This is a genomic window from Alistipes sp. CHKCI003 (genome assembly GCF_900021155.1).
GTDB classification, from domain to species: Bacteria; Bacteroidota; Bacteroidia; order Bacteroidales; family Rikenellaceae; genus Alistipes; species Alistipes excrementavium.
Map to the genome: position 1 here is coordinate 1 of NZ_FCNT01000085.1, position 15,932 is coordinate 15,932.

Below are 15,932 nucleotides of genomic sequence, written 5' to 3' on the forward strand. Positions count from 1 at the left end.
CCCGCAGCTGCCGGTCGTATGGCTTCCGCCTATGACCGGACGCCCCCCCCCCCGACCGTTCCCCGGGAAGCTGCCGGGCGGATGCCGTTCCACCCGTACCGGCCCGAACCGACGGACCGGTTGCCTCGTACCGGTCCATCCGGACCGGCTTTCGGCATTCCGTCATTCGCCGGATTCCCGGTGCGGGCTGCGTCCGGAGGCAAGTGTCGCCGAATTCCCCGGTGCGGACGGCCTCCGGCGGCAGGTGTCGCCGGATACCCGATCCGGAGTCTTCCCGCTCGTCGCCCTGCATACGACCCGAAAAAAACAGGACCGCCCCTTTCGACGATCCTGTTGCGGCATCCCTTCCGATGCCGCCCGAACATTTGTCTCGAAGATGCTCCCTCATGATCCGGGGCATTCCGTTCTCTACTGTGGCCGCAACGGCATACGCATCCGGCTCATCCGCGTCATGCTGCCGCCGCACAGCGACATACGACGTTCGACAAACCGCCTGAGCCCGGCCGTCTCAGCGGTCCTGCGCCGTCCGGCAGATTCCGGCTCCCCTGCTCCCGTCGTCCGCTGCGGCGGCACAAACCCGCCGGCGTCAAACGGCGGCCTGTCCGATCTCCCGCCCTTGCAGGAACACGCGCCGGACAAGGGGCGTCGTATAGGCATAGGGCAGGAACGCCACCGACGGAATCGGATCGGTGAGGAAGAAATTGGCGACCTTGCCGACCGTGATCGAACCGTAGTCGCCGCTCACGCCCATGGCGTAAGCGCTGTTGAGCGTCGCGGCGTTGATCGCTTCGGCAGGCGTCATTCGCATGCGGATCGAGGCGAGCGAGACCACCATCTTCATGTTGCCCGACGGCGACGACCCCGGGTTGTAGTCCGATGCCAGCGCTACGCCCAGTCCGGCGGCGATCATCTCGCGGGCGGGCGGATAGCTCATACCGAGGAAAAAGGCGGCCCCCGGCAGCAGCGTCGGCATGGTGCGCGTACCGCGCAGCGCAGCGATCGCCGCGGCATCCATCCGTTCGAGGTGGTCCACCGACAGCGCACCGTGCTCAACGCCGACCTGCACGCCGCCCGAAACGGCCAGTTCGTTGGCGTGGATCTTCGGTACGAGCCCGTGCTCGGCTCCCGCCCGCATGATCCGAGCGGTCTCTTCGACCGTAAAGAACCCTTCGTCGCAGAAGACGTCGACGAACTCGGCCAATCCCTCGCGGGCTACGGCCGGAATCATCTCGCGGCAGACCAGATCGACATACTCCGACTGACGGCCGATGTAGTCGCGGGCCACGGCGTGCGCCCCGAGGAAGGTGGCGCGCACAGCGATGGGCGAGGTCTCGCGGATACGGCGGATCACGCGCAGCATCTTCAGTTCGTCTGCGGTCGCGAGGCCGTAGCCGCTCTTGATCTCGACGCACCCCGTACCCATGCGGATGATTTCGCGGATGCGCTCCATGGCCTGCTCGTACAACTCGTCCTCCGAGGCGGCGCGGAGCCGGTCGGCGGAGTTGAGAATGCCGCCGCCCCGGCGGGCGATCTCCTCGTAGCTCAGGCCGTTGATCTTGTCCAGAAACTCCTGTTCGCGGCTGCCGGCATAGACCAGATGGGTGTGCGAATCGCAGAACGACGGGAAGAGCGTCCCTCCCTCGGCATCCACCGTTTCGTCGGCCTCGATCGGTCCGAGCTCCGACATCGGTCCGAAGGCCGCGATGCGCCCCTCTTCGGCCAGCAGCCATGCGTCGGTCAGTTCGGGCAGCTCGGCCATCCCGGCACCGCAGACGCGCTCGACGCCTGCGGGACGGATGCCGACGATCCGGGCGATATTCTTTACCAGCAGCCTCATAACGAACGAAGGAACCGGATCGAGGATTCGATATGGGGATACATCACCTCGTCGTTCTCGATGAAGGGCACCTGCTTGCGGTAGGCGGCGTGGAGCGCCTCGATGGCGGGCGACGAACGGAGCGGACGGCGGAATTCGAGCGCCTGAGCCGCGTTGAAGAGCTCGATGGCCAACACGCGCTCCGTGTTGAGCACGACGCGCCAGAGTTTCGTCGCGGCGTTCGAGCCCATGCTCACATGGTCCTCCTGCCCCTGCGACGAGGGGATCGAATCCGCCGAAGCGGGCCAGCAGAGCCCCTTGTTCTGGCTGACGATCGAAGCGGCGGCGTACTGCGGAATCATGAAGCCGCTGTTCAGGCCCGGATTCTTCACGAGGAAGTTGGGCAGTTCGCGCGCGCCCGAAATCAGCTTATAGGTGCGGCGCTCGGAGATGTTGCCCAGCTCGGCCACGGCGATCGCCAGAAAATCCATCGCCAGCGCGATCGGCTGGCCGTGGAAGTTGCCGGCCGAAACCACGACATCCTCGTCGGGGAAGACCGTCGGGTTGTCGGTCGCAGCGTTGATTTCGGTCGTCAGCACGCTCTCGACATAGGCGATCGTATCCTTCGACGCGCCGTGCACCTGCGGGATGCAGCGGAACGAATAGGGATCCTGCACATGCGTCTTGGGCCGGGCGATCAGTTCGCTGCCCTCCAGCAGACGGCGGAACGCACGGGCCGTCTCCAGCTGGCCCTTGTGGGCGCGGATCAGGTGCACGTTGTCGGCGAAAGGTTCGATACGGCCGTCGAAAGCGTCGAGCGACATAGCACCCACCATGTCGGCCTGTGCGCTCAGGTGCTTGGCCTTGATGAGCGACCACACGCCGAACGAAGCCATGAACTGCGTACCGTTCAACAGGGCCAACCCCTCCTTCGATTGCAGGCGGATCGGCTCCCAGCCCAGCTCTTCGAGCACCTCGGCGGCGGGACGCACGGCACCCCCGTACTCCACCTCGCCCAGACCGAGCAGCGGCAGGGTCATGTGCGCGAGCGGCGCGAGGTCGCCCGAAGCGCCCAGCGATCCCTGCTGGTAAACCACGGGGAGTATGTCGTTGTTGAAGAAATCGAGGAGACGTTCGACCGTAGCGACCTGCGCTCCCGAATAGCCGTACGAGAGCGACTGCGCCTTCAGGAAGAGCATCAGCTTCACGATCTGCGCAGGTACGCGTTCGCCCGTGCCGCACGCATGCGACATGACGAGGTTTTGCTGGAGCCGAGCCAGCTCGTCGCGGCCCACGGAGACGTTGCACAGCGAACCGAAGCCCGTCGTAACGCCGTAGATCGGCCGGTCGGTGTCCTGCGCCTTGCGGTCGAGGTAGTCGCGGCACTTTTGGATGCGTGCGCGGGCATCGTCGCTGAGTGCGAGTTTGTAGTTTTTGGTGAGGATCTCCTCCACGCGCTCCACCGAAAGGTGGTCGGCGCTGATGTGATGAATCATCGGTTTATTCGAATTTAAGGTTTTTCAAATCGGTTGTTTTCGTATCGTTTCATTCCGCCCTCCGTCGGAAGCGGAGAGCGATGATCCTCCGGAACCGGCCCTCCTTCAGGAGTTCGGATCATTCGCTTTCGTGCAATCCCGCTCCCGCCCCGGCACAGCCCGAACCAGCGTACGGCCCGACAAAACGGCTGAACTGCTTTCTTCCATTTTCCGCCTCGGCGCAATCCGCCCCAGAATTTGGCCCGCCATTCGGCCCGACGAAACGTCCTTCGGCTTCCCGCCGCGGCAAAGTCCGGACCGGCGTGCGGCACTCTCCCTTGCTCATCAATAGGGTCGGATCGCTTTCTTCCATTTCCCATCTCGGCACAGCTCGAACTCTCGTTCGGCTTTGCCCTCGGCTTGTCGAAACGGTCCGATTTGCCGGCTCCGCTTCACACGCCCCTGCTCGGCCGTCGGGACCGGAACCGCATTTCGAACGGGCCCGACGCGCTAACGTCCTCCCGTACCCGCGCTTCGGCCGCAATCATGCGCAATCCCTTTCCGGCGCGGCGCAACGAAGAAGAGGCAGCGATCCGCCGACCTTCGGGAACCGGCTTTCCGCATCCGCACCGCTCTGCTTCCGCACGGAATCCGACCGACAACTATGCGCGCCCCTTTTCCGGCCAGCAAAGCAGGAAGTGGCAGCAATCCGGCCCGGAGTTCGGAGCGATGAAACCCGTTCCGTCCATCGGTGCTCCGTGCAGAGTGAACGGCCGGAGCATTCGACCGCTCCCGCCGAACCGGGTGCGAACCGAGCCGGCGCCCGCATATTGCCGAAGCAGGGAGACGGCTGCGAAAAACATCCGGAAGAGTCGAAAAGACGGCAGCAAACAGGATCGGCCTCTCCGAAACGGCCGATAGGGTCAGTCCGCCGGTCGGGATCGGGAGAACCCGACCGACCGGGCCTCCGCCCCTCACGGTCGGCCGGAGCCCTGCGCATTTACTCCTCCAACGCCTTGCGGATCAGAGCTTCGTCGGCGAAGTTGGGCAGCGTAACCCGCAGTCCGGGCGTACGCTCCATTTCGCGCTTGATCGCCGACACGGCACCCTCGTTGCGGGCCCAGCTGCGGCGGGCGATGCCGTTGTTCACGTCCCAGAGCAGCATCTCGCGGATGTGGCGCGCCGAATCGTCCGATCCGTCGATCACCATGCCGAAGCCGCCGTTGATCACCTCGCCCCAGCCGACGCCGCCGCCGTTGTGGATCGAAACCCACGTCGCGCCGCGGAACGCATCGCCGATGACGTTCTGCACGGCCATGTCGGCCGTGCGGTTCGAACCGTCGTAGATGTTCGACGTCTCGCGGTAGGGCGAGTCGGTGCCCGACACGTCGTGGTGGTCGCGGCCCAGCACGACGGGACCCGACAGACGGCCGTCGCGGATGGCCTCGTTGAAGGCCAGCGCAATCTTCGTGCGGCCTTCGGAATCGGCGTAGAGGATGCGCGCCTGCGAGCCCACGACGAGTTTGTTCTTGCCGGCTTCGCGGATCCAGTGGATGTTGTCGTCGAGCTGTCCGCAGATCTCCGCGGGCGCCGTGCGGCGGATCTCCTCCAGCACCTCGGCGGCCAGACGGTCCGTGAGTTCCAGATCCTCGGGCTTGCCCGAAGCGCAGACCCAGCGGAAGGGGCCGAAGCCGTAGTCGAAGAACATCGGGCCCATGATATCCTGCACGTAGGAAGGATAGCGGAAACGCCCCCTCTCGCCCATCACCTCGGCGCCGGCACGCGACGCCTCCAAGAGGAAGGCGTTGCCGTAGTCGAAGAAGTACATCCCCCCGGCAGCCAGCTTGTTGATCGCCTTGACCTGACGGCGCAGCGACTCCTGCACGCACTCCTTGAAGCGGGCGGGCTCCTCGGCCATCATCTTGTTCGAAGCCTCGTAGCTCAGGCCCACGGGGTAGTAACCGCCGGCCCACGGGTTGTGGAGCGACGTCTGGTCCGAGCCCAGATCGACACGGATGTTCTCTGCGGCAAGGCGCTCCCAGAGGTCCACCACATTGCCCACGTAGGCCAGCGAGACGACCTCCTTCGCCTCCACGGCCTTGCGGATGCGCGGGATCAGTTCGTCGAGCGACTCGTGCAGTTCGTCGACCCAGCCCTGATCGTAGCGTTTGCGCGCGGCCTTGGGGTTGATCTCTGCCGTAACGCTCACCACGCCCGAAATATTGCCTGCCTTGGGCTGTGCGCCCGACATGCCGCCCAGACCCGACGTTACGAACAACATGCCGCGGGCGTCGGTCCGGCCCGGCCCGAAACGCTTGCGGGCGGCGTTCATCACCGTGATGGTCGTGCCGTGCACGATGCCTTGCGGACCTATATACATATAGGATCCCGCCGTCATCTGGCCGTACTGCGACACGCCGAGCGCATTGAAACGCTCCCAGTCGTCGGGTTTCGAATAGTTGGGGATCACCATGCCGTTCGTAACGATCACGCGCGGAGCATCCCGGTGCGACGGAAACAGTCCGAGCGGATGGCCCGAGTACATCACGAGCGTCTGTTCGTCGGTCATCTCCGAGAGGTATTTCATCGTGAGGCGGTACTGCGCCCAGTTCTGGAACACGGCGCCGTTGCCTCCGTAGGTGATCAGCTCGTGCGGATGCTGGGCCACGGCCTTGTCCAGATTGTTCTGGATCATCAGCATGATGGCCGCCGCCTGACGCGACTTGTGGGGGTACTCCTCCACCGGACGCGCGTGCATCTCGTAATCGGGACGCAGGCGGTACATGTAGATGCGGCCGTACTTGCGCAGCTCCTCCGCAAATTCGCGCGCCAGCACGGCGTGGTGCTTCGCGGGGAAGTAGCGCAGGGCGTTTTTGATCGCCAGCACGCGCTCCTCGGGCGTCAGGATCTCCTTGCGGCGCGGCGCATGGTTGATCTGCTTGTCATAGGGCTTCGCGGCAGGCAGCACATCGGGAATGCCCGCGCGGATATCGTCTTGAAACTCTTGCAGTGTCATAGGCTATTTGATTTTGTTTTCCACGATTTCCAGCACCTCGCGCTCCATGCGCTCGGCATCGGCGGCCAGCGCCACGGCGTCGGCCACCAGCTTGTCGGCCGCGGCGCGGTCCTTGAGACCCGCGGCGTTGATCTTCACGTTGAGGCAGGCGCCCAGCACGGCGCTGCGGGCCGCCAGCGCACCCACGCCCGCGTCGGAGACGGAGTTGGGGTTGCCGATTTCGGCCATCGCCTTCACGACTTCGAAAGTCCTGAATGCGGTCTGCATCGTGCGCAGCGGAACCTGCGTGGCATAGAGTGTGGCGGCTTCGAGTGCGGCAGCACGGGCGGCCTTCTCCTCGTCGGTCGACTTGGGCATCGAGAAGACGGCCATGATGCGGTTGAAAGCCTCCGTGTCTTCGTCCACCAGATGTAGCAGTTCGCGCATCAGCGCATGGCCCTTGTCGGCCCAATCGGAGAACTCCTCCCAACGGGCGTCCCAGCCGGCCTTGTGCGACGAGAGGTTGGCGACCATCGTGCCCAGCGCAGCGGCCAGCGCACCCATGTAGGCCGAGATCGAACCGCCGCCCGGGGCCGGCGACTCGCTCGCGGTCTCCTCGGCGAAACCGTCGCACGTGAGATCGACGAGTTTCCGGGTTCCCTTGCCGGTTTCGAGCAGGTACTCGATCACCTTCTCCTCGGGGTCGAAGGGCTTGAGGTCGGCCAGCCCCATCGACTTCACGGCGATCTTGATGATCTCCGCCTCCGAAAGGCCCGTCGAGCGCTGCTGTTTCTTCAGGAAATATTTGCCCGCCTCGACGAGCGCGCGCTTGGGGATCAGACCGACGATCTCGGTGCCCGTAACGCGCAGGCCGCGGGCGCCGGCCGCACGGCACACCTCGTCGAACGCCACGTGCAACGGCGTAACGGAGATGTTCGTGATGTTCATCGACACCTGTGCGATGCCGTATTCCTCGATGAACCAGCCGATCGCCTTGGTCGCCTTGAGCGTCCCGGGCTGCATGATCGTCTTGCCGTTCTCGTCCTTGAGGGGTTTGCCCACGGGCGAACCGCCCTCGCGCACGGGGCGGCCCTTCTCGCGCACGTCGAACGCGACGGCATTGGCGCGGCGCGTGGAGGTGGTATTGAGGTTGAAGTTCACGGCGATCAGGAAGTCGCGCGCACCCACGGCCGTGGCGCCCGTGCGGGCGATCCCCTCGTCGAACGGACGGGCGCCGAAATCGGGCGCCTCCTCCTTGCGGGTCATGCGCTCGGGCAGCGCCTCGTACTCGCCCCGGCGGCACACGGCGAGGTTGCGGCGCTCGGGCGTGAAGGCGGCGGCTTCGTAGTTGTAGGTCGGAATGCGCAGCTCCTCGGCGATGCGCTTGGCCAGCGCCCGGGCCAGCTCGGCGCACTCTTCGAGCGTGATGCCCGCGATGGGGATCAGCGGCAGCACGTCCGTGGCGCCCATACGGGGATGCGCGCCGTGGTGCTTCGACATGTCGATCAGTTCGGCGGCCTTCTTCACCCCTTCGAAGGCGGCCTCGACGACCGCCTCGGGCTCGCCGACGAAAGTTACGACCGTACGGTTGGTCGCCTCGCCCGGGTCGACGTCGAGCAGTTTGACGCCCTCGACGGCTTCGATCGCCGACGTGATCTGCCGGATGATGTTCTTGTCGCGGCCCTCGCTGAAATTGGGCACGCATTCTACGATACGTTTTTCCATATATTTTCGGTTGGATTTAAGTTCTGACTTCAAAAGTAACAAATTTTCAGGAATCGGACACCAAATATGTAACGAAAAAATCGCATTCCGGTTAAGAAATATCACCGGCCCGCGCAAAAAGGGCCCGCGGCATTTGCCGCAGGCCCCCGTTCGTCGCAGCCGGAAAGGAGCGCTACCTGCCGAGCGTAATCACCACGCCGCCCGTCAGCCAGCGGCCCGGCAACTCCAGACCGCCGAAATCGAAATACTCCGCATCGGTGAGATTGGTCGCATCGACATAGAGCTTGCAACATCCTTTTTCCCAAGCGATACGGGCATCCAACAGAAAGTACGGCTCGAAGTCGCGCATCTCGGTCTTCATCGCTCCCGTCTCGTCCAAACTCAGCGATCCGTCGGGATTGCGCAGGTAGGCCGTATAAGCTCCGTTGCGGTCGTAGAACGTGCCCGTGAGCGAAAGCGTGAAGCGGCGCAGGAAACACACCTCCAGTGCGGCCGAGAGCTTATGCTTCATGTAGTCCATCGCGCTCGACGTGATGACCTCTCCGCGGCGGTCGGTCGAAAGCCAGCCGTAAGAGAGGGTCGCACGGCGCAGGAAACCTCTGCCGGAGGTATATCCGCCCGTGGCCTCGGCGCCGAACGTATCGAGACTGCTCGTCTGCTCGGAATGCCACTTGTCGCCCAGATCGGGACGCCACACCCAGTCGATGATGTTGCGGCCGTCGCGGTAGAAAAGATTCGCCGAGATGCTCCAGCGCCCCTTCCGATAATCGGCTCCTACGCGATATGACACAGCATGTTCCGGACCCAGATCGAGATTGTTGAGCTGGGCCGGAGAGGTGTAGTAGAGGTCGGTGAAGGTCGGCAGACGCATCGACTGCGAGACGCCCGCATCCAGACGCAGCCCCGCCGCGGGCGCGAACCCGCCCGAGAGGCTCCAGAGCGCCGCCGTGCCGTAGGGCGAGAAACTCACGCCCGCCGAACCCGAGAGATCGAAACGCCGCCAGCGTTTCGTGTGCCGGAGCCAGAGGTTGCCCACACGGCGTGCATCGGCGTGGGTGTACTCGCCGTACGGTTCGGCAAGCGGAAGGCCCAGATTGGTGCTGAAAATGTGGTTGTAGGTGTAGTCGCCGCCCAGCGAAGTCTCGCCCCACCGCCAGCCGTAGTCGGCCCACAGCTCCGCACCGGCATTGTCCGTATTGTGGCGGTTCATCGGCGTGCCGCGCGTCCAGTCGTAGCGGTCGAAGTTCTTGCGGTAACTTGCGGTGGCATTCAGGGTAACGTCGCCCAACCGCTTCACCCACCGAACGGAAGCGAGCGCCGTGCGGGTCTGCTCGTACTGATCGGGATTGTAGGCGGCATAGAACCCGTTGGAGCCGAACGAACGGCTCTGCCAACCCGCCTGCACGTCGAAGAAACCGGCCCGTCCGGAGTCGTAGTTCATCCGCAGAAACCCGTTCCAGTTGTCGAAGTCGGTGTTGTGGATATACCCGTCGCTGCGGCGGTAGGAACCGGCTGCGAAGAGCGTGAACCGGCCGGCGGTCAGGGCGCCCGAAAGGTTGCCGTAGGCATAGCCGTATGCGCCGCCGGCCCCTTCGAAACGCAGATAGGTGGGCCGGAGCGGTGCGGTGCGGATATTCACGGCGCCCGCGAAGGCGCCGACGCCCGTTACCCCGTCGATGAGTTCGATACCCGACACGCAGTCGAGATCGACGGGCAGCGCGTGGGACTGGTGCCCCGTGCGCGCATCGGTAAAGTTGATGCCGTTGAGCAGGATCATCGTCTGATCGAAGGAGCCTCCCCGTATCGAGATGTCGGCCTGCACCCCCTTGCCGCCCCGCTCTCGGACGTCGACTTCGGGCGCAAGGCGCAGGGCGGACTCCAAGGTTTGAAGCGGCCCCGCACCCCCGGCCTTCCGGTCGAAGAGCGTGGCAGGCGGCACGACGCTGCGCGTGGGCGAGGACAAATTGCCCGTGATCCCCACCTCGTCGATCTGCAAGATCTTGCAGATTTCGAGCGAGTCGGAGACTTGCACCCGCGCGGCGGCCGCCGCCGGCAAGAGGATCGACATCGTAACGGAGAGCACCCCGATCGTTACAGGGCGGTGGAGGCTCGCAAAGGCTGCCCAGCCCGTGCGGGTCCAACGCCTGAAGCAGGGAATACGCTTCGTTTGGATCTCTTTCATCTTGTTCGTTTTTTTAATCGGATCAGTTAATAAAAAAACGGCCTGCCGAGCGCTCCGGCTGCGCAGCGCTCGGCGGACCGAGGATTTTCCGTCTGTCGGAGGCCGCATCAGGCGAACAGGGCCTCCACCTTGGCCACGACATCCTCCACGTCGGGTTCCAGCGGGAAGATGTGGCTCGGTTTCAGGTACCAGAGCTCCTTGCCCTCCTTGAAGTGCTCTTCGCCGCCGCCCGTGATGTTGAGCATCACCACGGCATCCTTGGCGATGCGGCCGGCCTCCACGCATTTGACGAGCGACGCCAGCGCCACGCCGGCGGCCGAATAAATATCCACGCCCTCCAGCTCCCGGAACAGGGCGCGCGCCTTGCGCGCCTGCGCATTCGTGCAGACCATCACGTCGCCGCCCGTAGCCTTCAGCGCGTCGTAGAGGCCGCCGGCGATGCCGTAAGGCGGACGGCGGTTCGAGAGCACCTTGGCGTCGATGATCTCGGCGTTGCGGCGCATCTTGTCCTCGTCGGCCGCGAGCATTTCGCGCGAATCGACCCGCCATGCGTCGTACATCGGCACGAAGGGGGCGTTCTGCGAGACGATCAGCTTCATCAGATTCGGGCCGTAACGTCCGTCTTCGATGAGCCGCAGGTTGGCCTCCCACGCCGCGATGGCGCCCGTGCCGCTGCCGACGGCCTGAAAATAGTAGTCGGGGATGCGGCCGATGGTCGTAACGGCCGAGAGCACGGTGGTCGCCATGCCGTCGCGGCGGGCGATGTTCTTGGCGCCGCCCTCGGCATAGAAGTTATCGCCCTTGAGCGCGAGGTCGCTCAGGCGGATGGCGTCGAAATAGTCGCCTCCGTATTCGCAGCAGATCAGTTTCACGCAGGGATTCAGCGGCTCCTCGAACCAGAGGGCCTGAAGGTTCTCGGCGGGCACCGCCAGCAGCAGCTTGATGCCGTTGTCGGAGCAGACCTTGGCGAAAGCGCGGGCCGTATTGCCGGCCGAAGCCACCACCAGCACCCGTTTCTCGTCCTTCGCCGCGCGGGCGCACACCGAGAAAGCTTCGGTCTCCTTGAACGAACAGGTGGTCATTCGGGCGCCGATAGCCGGGTAGTAGCCGTTGAAGGTGATGTAGAGATTCTCCAGTCCGAGGTGCTTGGCGAGCCCCTTGCTCTTATAGGTTACGGGAGCGGACGAGCCTTCCAGCATGCGGTTGACGGGGAGCCAGTCGGCGTATTTGTAGAGCCCGAGCTCGGACGAGCGGACTTCGAGCCGTCTTGCGGCGTAACGGGCCCGAACGAGCGAGGGGGTCTTGCAGGAGCGGTCCTCCATCATCCAGCCTTCGTCTTCGAACGTGCGGCCCGTGGCAACGCATTCGAGCGTATAGGAAGTGGGTGTAAAATCTTTCATTTATAAGCGGTTTGTAAGTTTTATCCGAATCAGGACATCCGGTCGCGGAAATCCTCGTAACCGAATTCGCGGACGATCTCTACCCGGCCGTCGCGCTGCGCGATGGCGATCGCGGGATGGGCCACGCCGTTGAACATCGTGGTCTTGACCATCGTATAATGGATCATGTCCTCGAACACGATCCGGTCGCCGACCCGCAGGCTGCGGTCGAAAGCCCAGTCGCCCGCATAGTCGCCCGCCAGACAGCTGTTGCCCCCCATGCGCCAGCGCATCTCCCCCGCGGCGGGCTCGTGTGCGCCGACGATCGCCGGTTTGTAGGGCATTTCGAGACAGTCGGGCATGTGGCAGGCGAACGACACGTCGAGCATCGCCGTGCGTATGCCGCCGTTCTCGACGATGTCTTCGACCGTCGAGACCAAAAAACCCGTACGCCACGTGAAGGCGCTGCCCGGTTCGAGAATGAGGCGCAGACGGGGATGCCGCGCCTTGAACCCGCGGAGAATGCGGATCAGTTCGTCGCAGTCGTAATCGGCATGGGTCATCAGATGGCCGCCGCCCATGTTGAGCCACGCGATGCGATCGAGAAAACGGCCGAAATGCCGCTCGACCGCTTCCAGCGCCAGATGCAGATGATGCGGACGCGACTCGCAGAGCACGTGGAAATGAAGCCCTTCGACACCCGCCGGCAGCTCCCGGAGTTCGCCGGCGGCGATGCCGAGGCGCGAACCGGGCACGCAAGGATTGTAGAGGTCCGTCTCGACGGGCGAATACTGCGGATTGATCCGCAGTCCGCACGAGATGCCGCGCAGAAGCGCCATCGGTCCGAAACGCTCGAACTGCGCCACGGAGTTGAACGTAATGTGGTCGCTGCACCGAAGGATCTCCCCGATGTCGCGGTCGGTGTAGACCGGAGCATAGGTGTGGGCCGGACGGCCGTATTCCTCGAATACGAGCCGTGCTTCGGCTGCGGAACTGGCCGTGGCGCCGTCGGAATGGCGGGCCAGCTCGGGGAAAATACGCCACATCGCGCATGCCTTGAGCGCTACGATGATCTCGGCGCCGGTCGCCGCCCTCACGCTGTCGATCTTCGCCAGATTCGCGTCCAGCAACGTCTCGTCGAGAACGAAACACGGCGAAGGCAGTTTTTGAAAATCAACCATCTATCGGGTCCTTGTCGTTTAGAAACGACACAAAAATATGAAATTGATCCGATCGGGCGCATCTTGCGGGCCGGATATTTGCGGAAAATACGTATTTATACTTAACGGGCAGGGGCTCTCCGTCTCTCCGTCTCTCCGCCCATCCGCCCGCTTGCGGCAAGGCACCCCATCCCCTTCGTCCACAGCCGCGATGCGACGGGTCCGCCCGATTCGCAGCCGGGCCCCATCGTCGGACGGCAGACACGCGAAGGTCCGCAGCGGAACCGCCCTCAGAAGACGACGGTTCACGACGAATCAGTCAAGGGATAGGCACCCGAGGGCAAAGCGGCGCCTCCGGCGAGGGATTCGAGCCGCGAACGGCATCCGGCGGAACCGCACGACGCTGCGGCCCCGTCCGACGGATCGGACGGGACTCCGATTCCTGCAACGGCGCGATCAACCGATTTCCACCCGGTCCATGCGGATAATCCGCTCAAAACCGCTATCTTTGTTCTGCGACCGATAAATACGTCCGATCATGGATTCGAAAGTCATGGATTTGGAAAATTTCATCAAAGGGTGATCTCCCTGAAAAACCGGACGATCACCGACGAAATCTTTTTACTGATTCAGCACGCCGCGACCTGATGCAAAACTATTTAAGACTCGTCGAGAACGAAGGACTGAATCAGGTCAACCGGCAAATCGGGAAAGCCGTGAAGAAGGCGTACCGGCTGAACGACGACGAAATCCGCGAGGACGATCCGCACTCCACGCTGATCCGATCCCACCAGATTTTCAAGTAAGGCGGCTCTGAAGGCAGGCCCCGCCGGCCACGGGTGTCCGCCGTCGCCGCCGCATGCGAAAAGGGGCTGTCGAACAAGTTTTTTTAACCCTCCGAGAATGCGTATTCGAAAAAAGTTCTCGAATAGCAGTACGAATAAAAAAGGGGTGTCTAAAACTTGTTAGACAGCCCCTTCCGTGATCCCGCTGGGGCTCGAACCCAGGACCCCAACATTAAAAGTGTTGTGCTCTACCAGCTGAGCTACGAGATCTCCGTCGCCAAATCGAAAACCGTCCGCAGACGGCATTTCCGTTTTTGGTGGTGCAAATGTAAGGATTATTTTTGTTTTGCCAAAATAAAAAACTAATTTTGTTGCGCATAACGAAGAATTCATAACACTTAAACCGGAATACCTATTATGAAAGCCTTGATTATCGGCGCCGGCGGCGTCGGCACGGTGGTAACTCAGAAAATAGCCGCGAACCCCGTATTCTCGGAGGTCATGCTGGCCAGCCGCACCAAATCCAAGTGCGACGCCGTGGCTGCCGCCATCGGCGGCGGACGTGTGCAGACCGCGCAGGTCGACGCCGACAGCGTGCAGGAGCTGTGTACGCTGTTCCGCGCCTTCCGGCCCGACATCGTCGTGAACGTCGCCCTGCCCTATCAGGACCTCACGATCATGGACGCCTGCCTCGAATGCGGCGCCAACTACCTCGATACGGCCAACTACGAACCCAAGGACGAGGCGCACTTCGAGTATTCGTGGCAGTGGGCCTATCAGGACCGTTTCAAGGCCAAAGGCCTCACGGCCATCCTCGGCTGCGGCTTCGATCCGGGCGTTACGGCCATCTTCACGGCCTATGCCGCCAAGCATCACTTCGACGAAATACACTACCTCGACATCGTCGACTGCAACGCCGGCAATCACGGCATGGCCTTCGCCACCAACTTCAACCCCGAAATCAACATCCGCGAGGTAACGCAGAAAGGGCGCTACTACGAGAACGGACGCTGGGTCGTAACCGAACCCCACGAGATTCACAAACCGCTGCACTATCCGGAAATCGGCGAACGCGAATCGTACGTCATCTACCACGAAGAGCTCGAATCGCTCGTGAAGAACTACCCCACGATCCGGCGCGCCCGCTTCTGGATGACCTTCGGACAGGAGTACCTCACCCACCTGCGCGTGATCCAGAACATCGGCATGGCCCGCATCGACCCGATCGTGTACAACGGGGTGGAGATCGTCCCGATCCAATTCCTCAAGGCGGTGCTGCCCGATCCGAAGTCGCTCGGCGCCAACTACCACGGCCAGACGTCGATCGGCTGCCGGATCAGGGGCGTCAAGGACGGCAAGGAACGCACCTACTACATTTACAACAACTGCGACCACGAGCAGGCTTTCCGCGAAACGGGCACACAGGCCGTGAGCTTCACGACGGGCGTTCCGGCTGCGCTGGGCGCCTCGATGTGGGCCAAAGGGCTCTGGCGCGGCGCGGGCGTGTTCAACGTCGAGGAGTTCGATCCCGATCCGTTCCTCGCCGAGCTGGGAGAGCAGGGCCTTCCGTGGGTCGAGAAGTTCGACGTCGACCTCGAAGTGTAGCGGGTCGTAAGCCGCATGCTGTAACGGACGAAGGCTGTCTGACAAGTTTTTCCACCCTTCGGAAATCGCCTGTTCGGGAAACGCCCGAATAGCAGTACGAATAAAAAAAGGGTCGTCTAAAACTTGTAAGACAGTCTTCGTTGAGTTCATAGTATGTTACATAGAGGGGGGGGCGGACGACCGAACCGCAATACTGCAGAATCAGGCATCCCGTCCGTCAGAAAAGGAAGGGGGCTCGTCAGGACACATCGTCGGTTCCGTCCGCAGGATCGCAATACATCCCGCCGGGGCTTCAGCCGTCTTCGCGCACTTCGCACTTCACGCCTCTCCGATTCGCGGATCGTACCACTCGCATCCGCCGCCCCGGTCCGATACTGTATTTCACAACCGGAGGAGAGCGGACGCCCCCTCCTCATCCGGAATATTCGCGGGGAGGGGCCGAATCCGCACCGCCCCACCGCTGCGTGTCTTGCGACGATTCCGGCCGTCAAATGGCGCACGCGGAACTCGAACGCCGCCGGGATGAAGGCAAAAACGACCGATCGGATCTTTCTCGAACCGAAATTAACCGCCCGAAAATATTGCAGATCTTAAAAAATGTATTATCTTTGCGACGGAAAACAAATGGAAAGAGGCGCAAGATGAATAATCATGTGCCTTTTTTTGTTTTTTTCGAAAGGGTTCAAAAGTCAACATATTGATTCACAATATATTGTGAGTATGATATGAAAAACCGTCAAAACCTCGGAACTGCTTGTGGAATCGAGTTTTTTTCGTACTTTTGTCTCTAACATTCAGGTGAACCGTGAA

Annotated in this window: 9 protein-coding genes and 1 tRNA gene; 2 read left to right on the plus strand and 8 right to left on the minus strand. The window is 62.7% G+C overall.

The genetic code is table 11. The annotated features are described in order from the left end of the window. Positions 1-586: 586 nt before the first annotated feature. The 7 genes from hutI to nspC form a co-directional block, all read right to left on the minus strand. Positions 587-1,837: an imidazolonepropionase gene (gene hutI / locus BN3659_RS10700; protein WP_091536868.1), complete on the minus strand. Its 1,251-nt coding sequence runs from the start codon at positions 1,835-1,837 to the stop codon at positions 587-589. Continuing rightward, positions 1,834-3,312, minus strand: coding sequence for a histidine ammonia-lyase (hutH, locus tag BN3659_RS10705; protein ID WP_091536869.1), 1,479 nt, complete (start codon positions 3,310-3,312; stop codon positions 1,834-1,836). The genes hutI and hutH overlap by 4 nt, the downstream gene beginning before the upstream one ends. Positions 3,313-4,291: 979 nt before the next feature. Further along, entirely contained in the window at positions 4,292-6,307 is a 2,016-nt protein-coding gene (locus BN3659_RS10710) for a urocanate hydratase (protein ID WP_091536871.1), read from the minus strand. 3 nt (positions 6,308-6,310) lie between these two features. Further along, positions 6,311-8,011 carry a glutamate formimidoyltransferase gene (gene ftcD / locus BN3659_RS10715; RefSeq protein ID WP_091536872.1) on the minus strand — a complete coding sequence of 567 codons (1,701 nt, stop codon included), beginning with the start codon at positions 8,009-8,011 and terminating at the stop codon, positions 6,311-6,313. A 172-nt stretch (positions 8,012-8,183) separates the two neighbouring features. Next, positions 8,184-10,193 (minus strand): TonB-dependent receptor, encoded by a 2,010-nt coding sequence (locus BN3659_RS10720; protein WP_091536874.1) that lies wholly within the window; start codon positions 10,191-10,193, stop codon positions 8,184-8,186. Positions 10,194-10,300: 107 nt separating this feature from the next. Then, the gene (locus BN3659_RS10725; protein ID WP_091536875.1) at positions 10,301-11,593 is read right to left on the minus strand and encodes a cysteate synthase; all 1,293 of its coding nucleotides are present in this window, start codon (positions 11,591-11,593) and stop codon (positions 10,301-10,303) included. Positions 11,594-11,622: 29 nt separating this feature from the next. Then, a complete protein-coding gene (nspC, locus tag BN3659_RS10730) occupies positions 11,623-12,753 on the minus strand; it encodes a carboxynorspermidine decarboxylase (protein ID WP_091536877.1) in 1,131 nt (376 codons plus the stop codon). 626 nt (positions 12,754-13,379) lie between these two features. On the opposite strand from nspC, the gene BN3659_RS13200 reads away from it, so the two are divergent. Beyond that, the gene (locus BN3659_RS13200; RefSeq protein ID WP_171847758.1) at positions 13,380-13,538 is read left to right on the plus strand and encodes a hypothetical protein; all 159 of its coding nucleotides are present in this window, start codon (positions 13,380-13,382) and stop codon (positions 13,536-13,538) included. A 176-nt stretch (positions 13,539-13,714) separates the two neighbouring features. Here the strand turns inward: BN3659_RS13200 and BN3659_RS10735 are convergent. Beyond that, positions 13,715-13,787, minus strand: a tRNA-Lys gene (locus BN3659_RS10735). Positions 13,788-13,931: 144 nt separating this feature from the next. Here BN3659_RS10735 and BN3659_RS10740 point away from each other — a divergent pair. Beyond that, the gene (locus BN3659_RS10740) at positions 13,932-15,122 is read left to right on the plus strand and encodes a saccharopine dehydrogenase family protein (protein ID WP_091536878.1); all 1,191 of its coding nucleotides are present in this window, start codon (positions 13,932-13,934) and stop codon (positions 15,120-15,122) included. Positions 15,123-15,932 lie beyond the last annotated feature (810 nt).

What these genes read in the sequence shown, in the direction of transcription:
- hutI (WP_091536868.1), bottom strand. Translation starts at nt 1,837, where the DNA reads ATGAGGCTGCTGGTAAAGAATATCGCCCGGATCGTCGGCATCCGTCCC.
- hutH (WP_091536869.1), bottom strand. Translation starts at nt 3,312, where the DNA reads ATGATTCATCACATCAGCGCCGACCACCTTTCGGTGGAGCGCGTGGAG.
- BN3659_RS10710 (WP_091536871.1), bottom strand. Translation starts at nt 6,307, where the DNA reads ATGACACTGCAAGAGTTTCAAGACGATATCCGCGCGGGCATTCCCGAT.
- ftcD (WP_091536872.1), bottom strand. Translation starts at nt 8,011, where the DNA reads ATGGAAAAACGTATCGTAGAATGCGTGCCCAATTTCAGCGAGGGCCGC.
- BN3659_RS10720 (WP_091536874.1), bottom strand. Translation starts at nt 10,193, where the DNA reads ATGAAAGAGATCCAAACGAAGCGTATTCCCTGCTTCAGGCGTTGGACC.
- BN3659_RS10725 (WP_091536875.1), bottom strand. Translation starts at nt 11,593, where the DNA reads ATGAAAGATTTTACACCCACTTCCTATACGCTCGAATGCGTTGCCACG.
- nspC (WP_091536877.1), bottom strand. Translation starts at nt 12,753, where the DNA reads ATGGTTGATTTTCAAAAACTGCCTTCGCCGTGTTTCGTTCTCGACGAG.
- BN3659_RS13200 (WP_171847758.1), top strand. Translation starts at nt 13,380, where the DNA reads ATGCAAAACTATTTAAGACTCGTCGAGAACGAAGGACTGAATCAGGTC.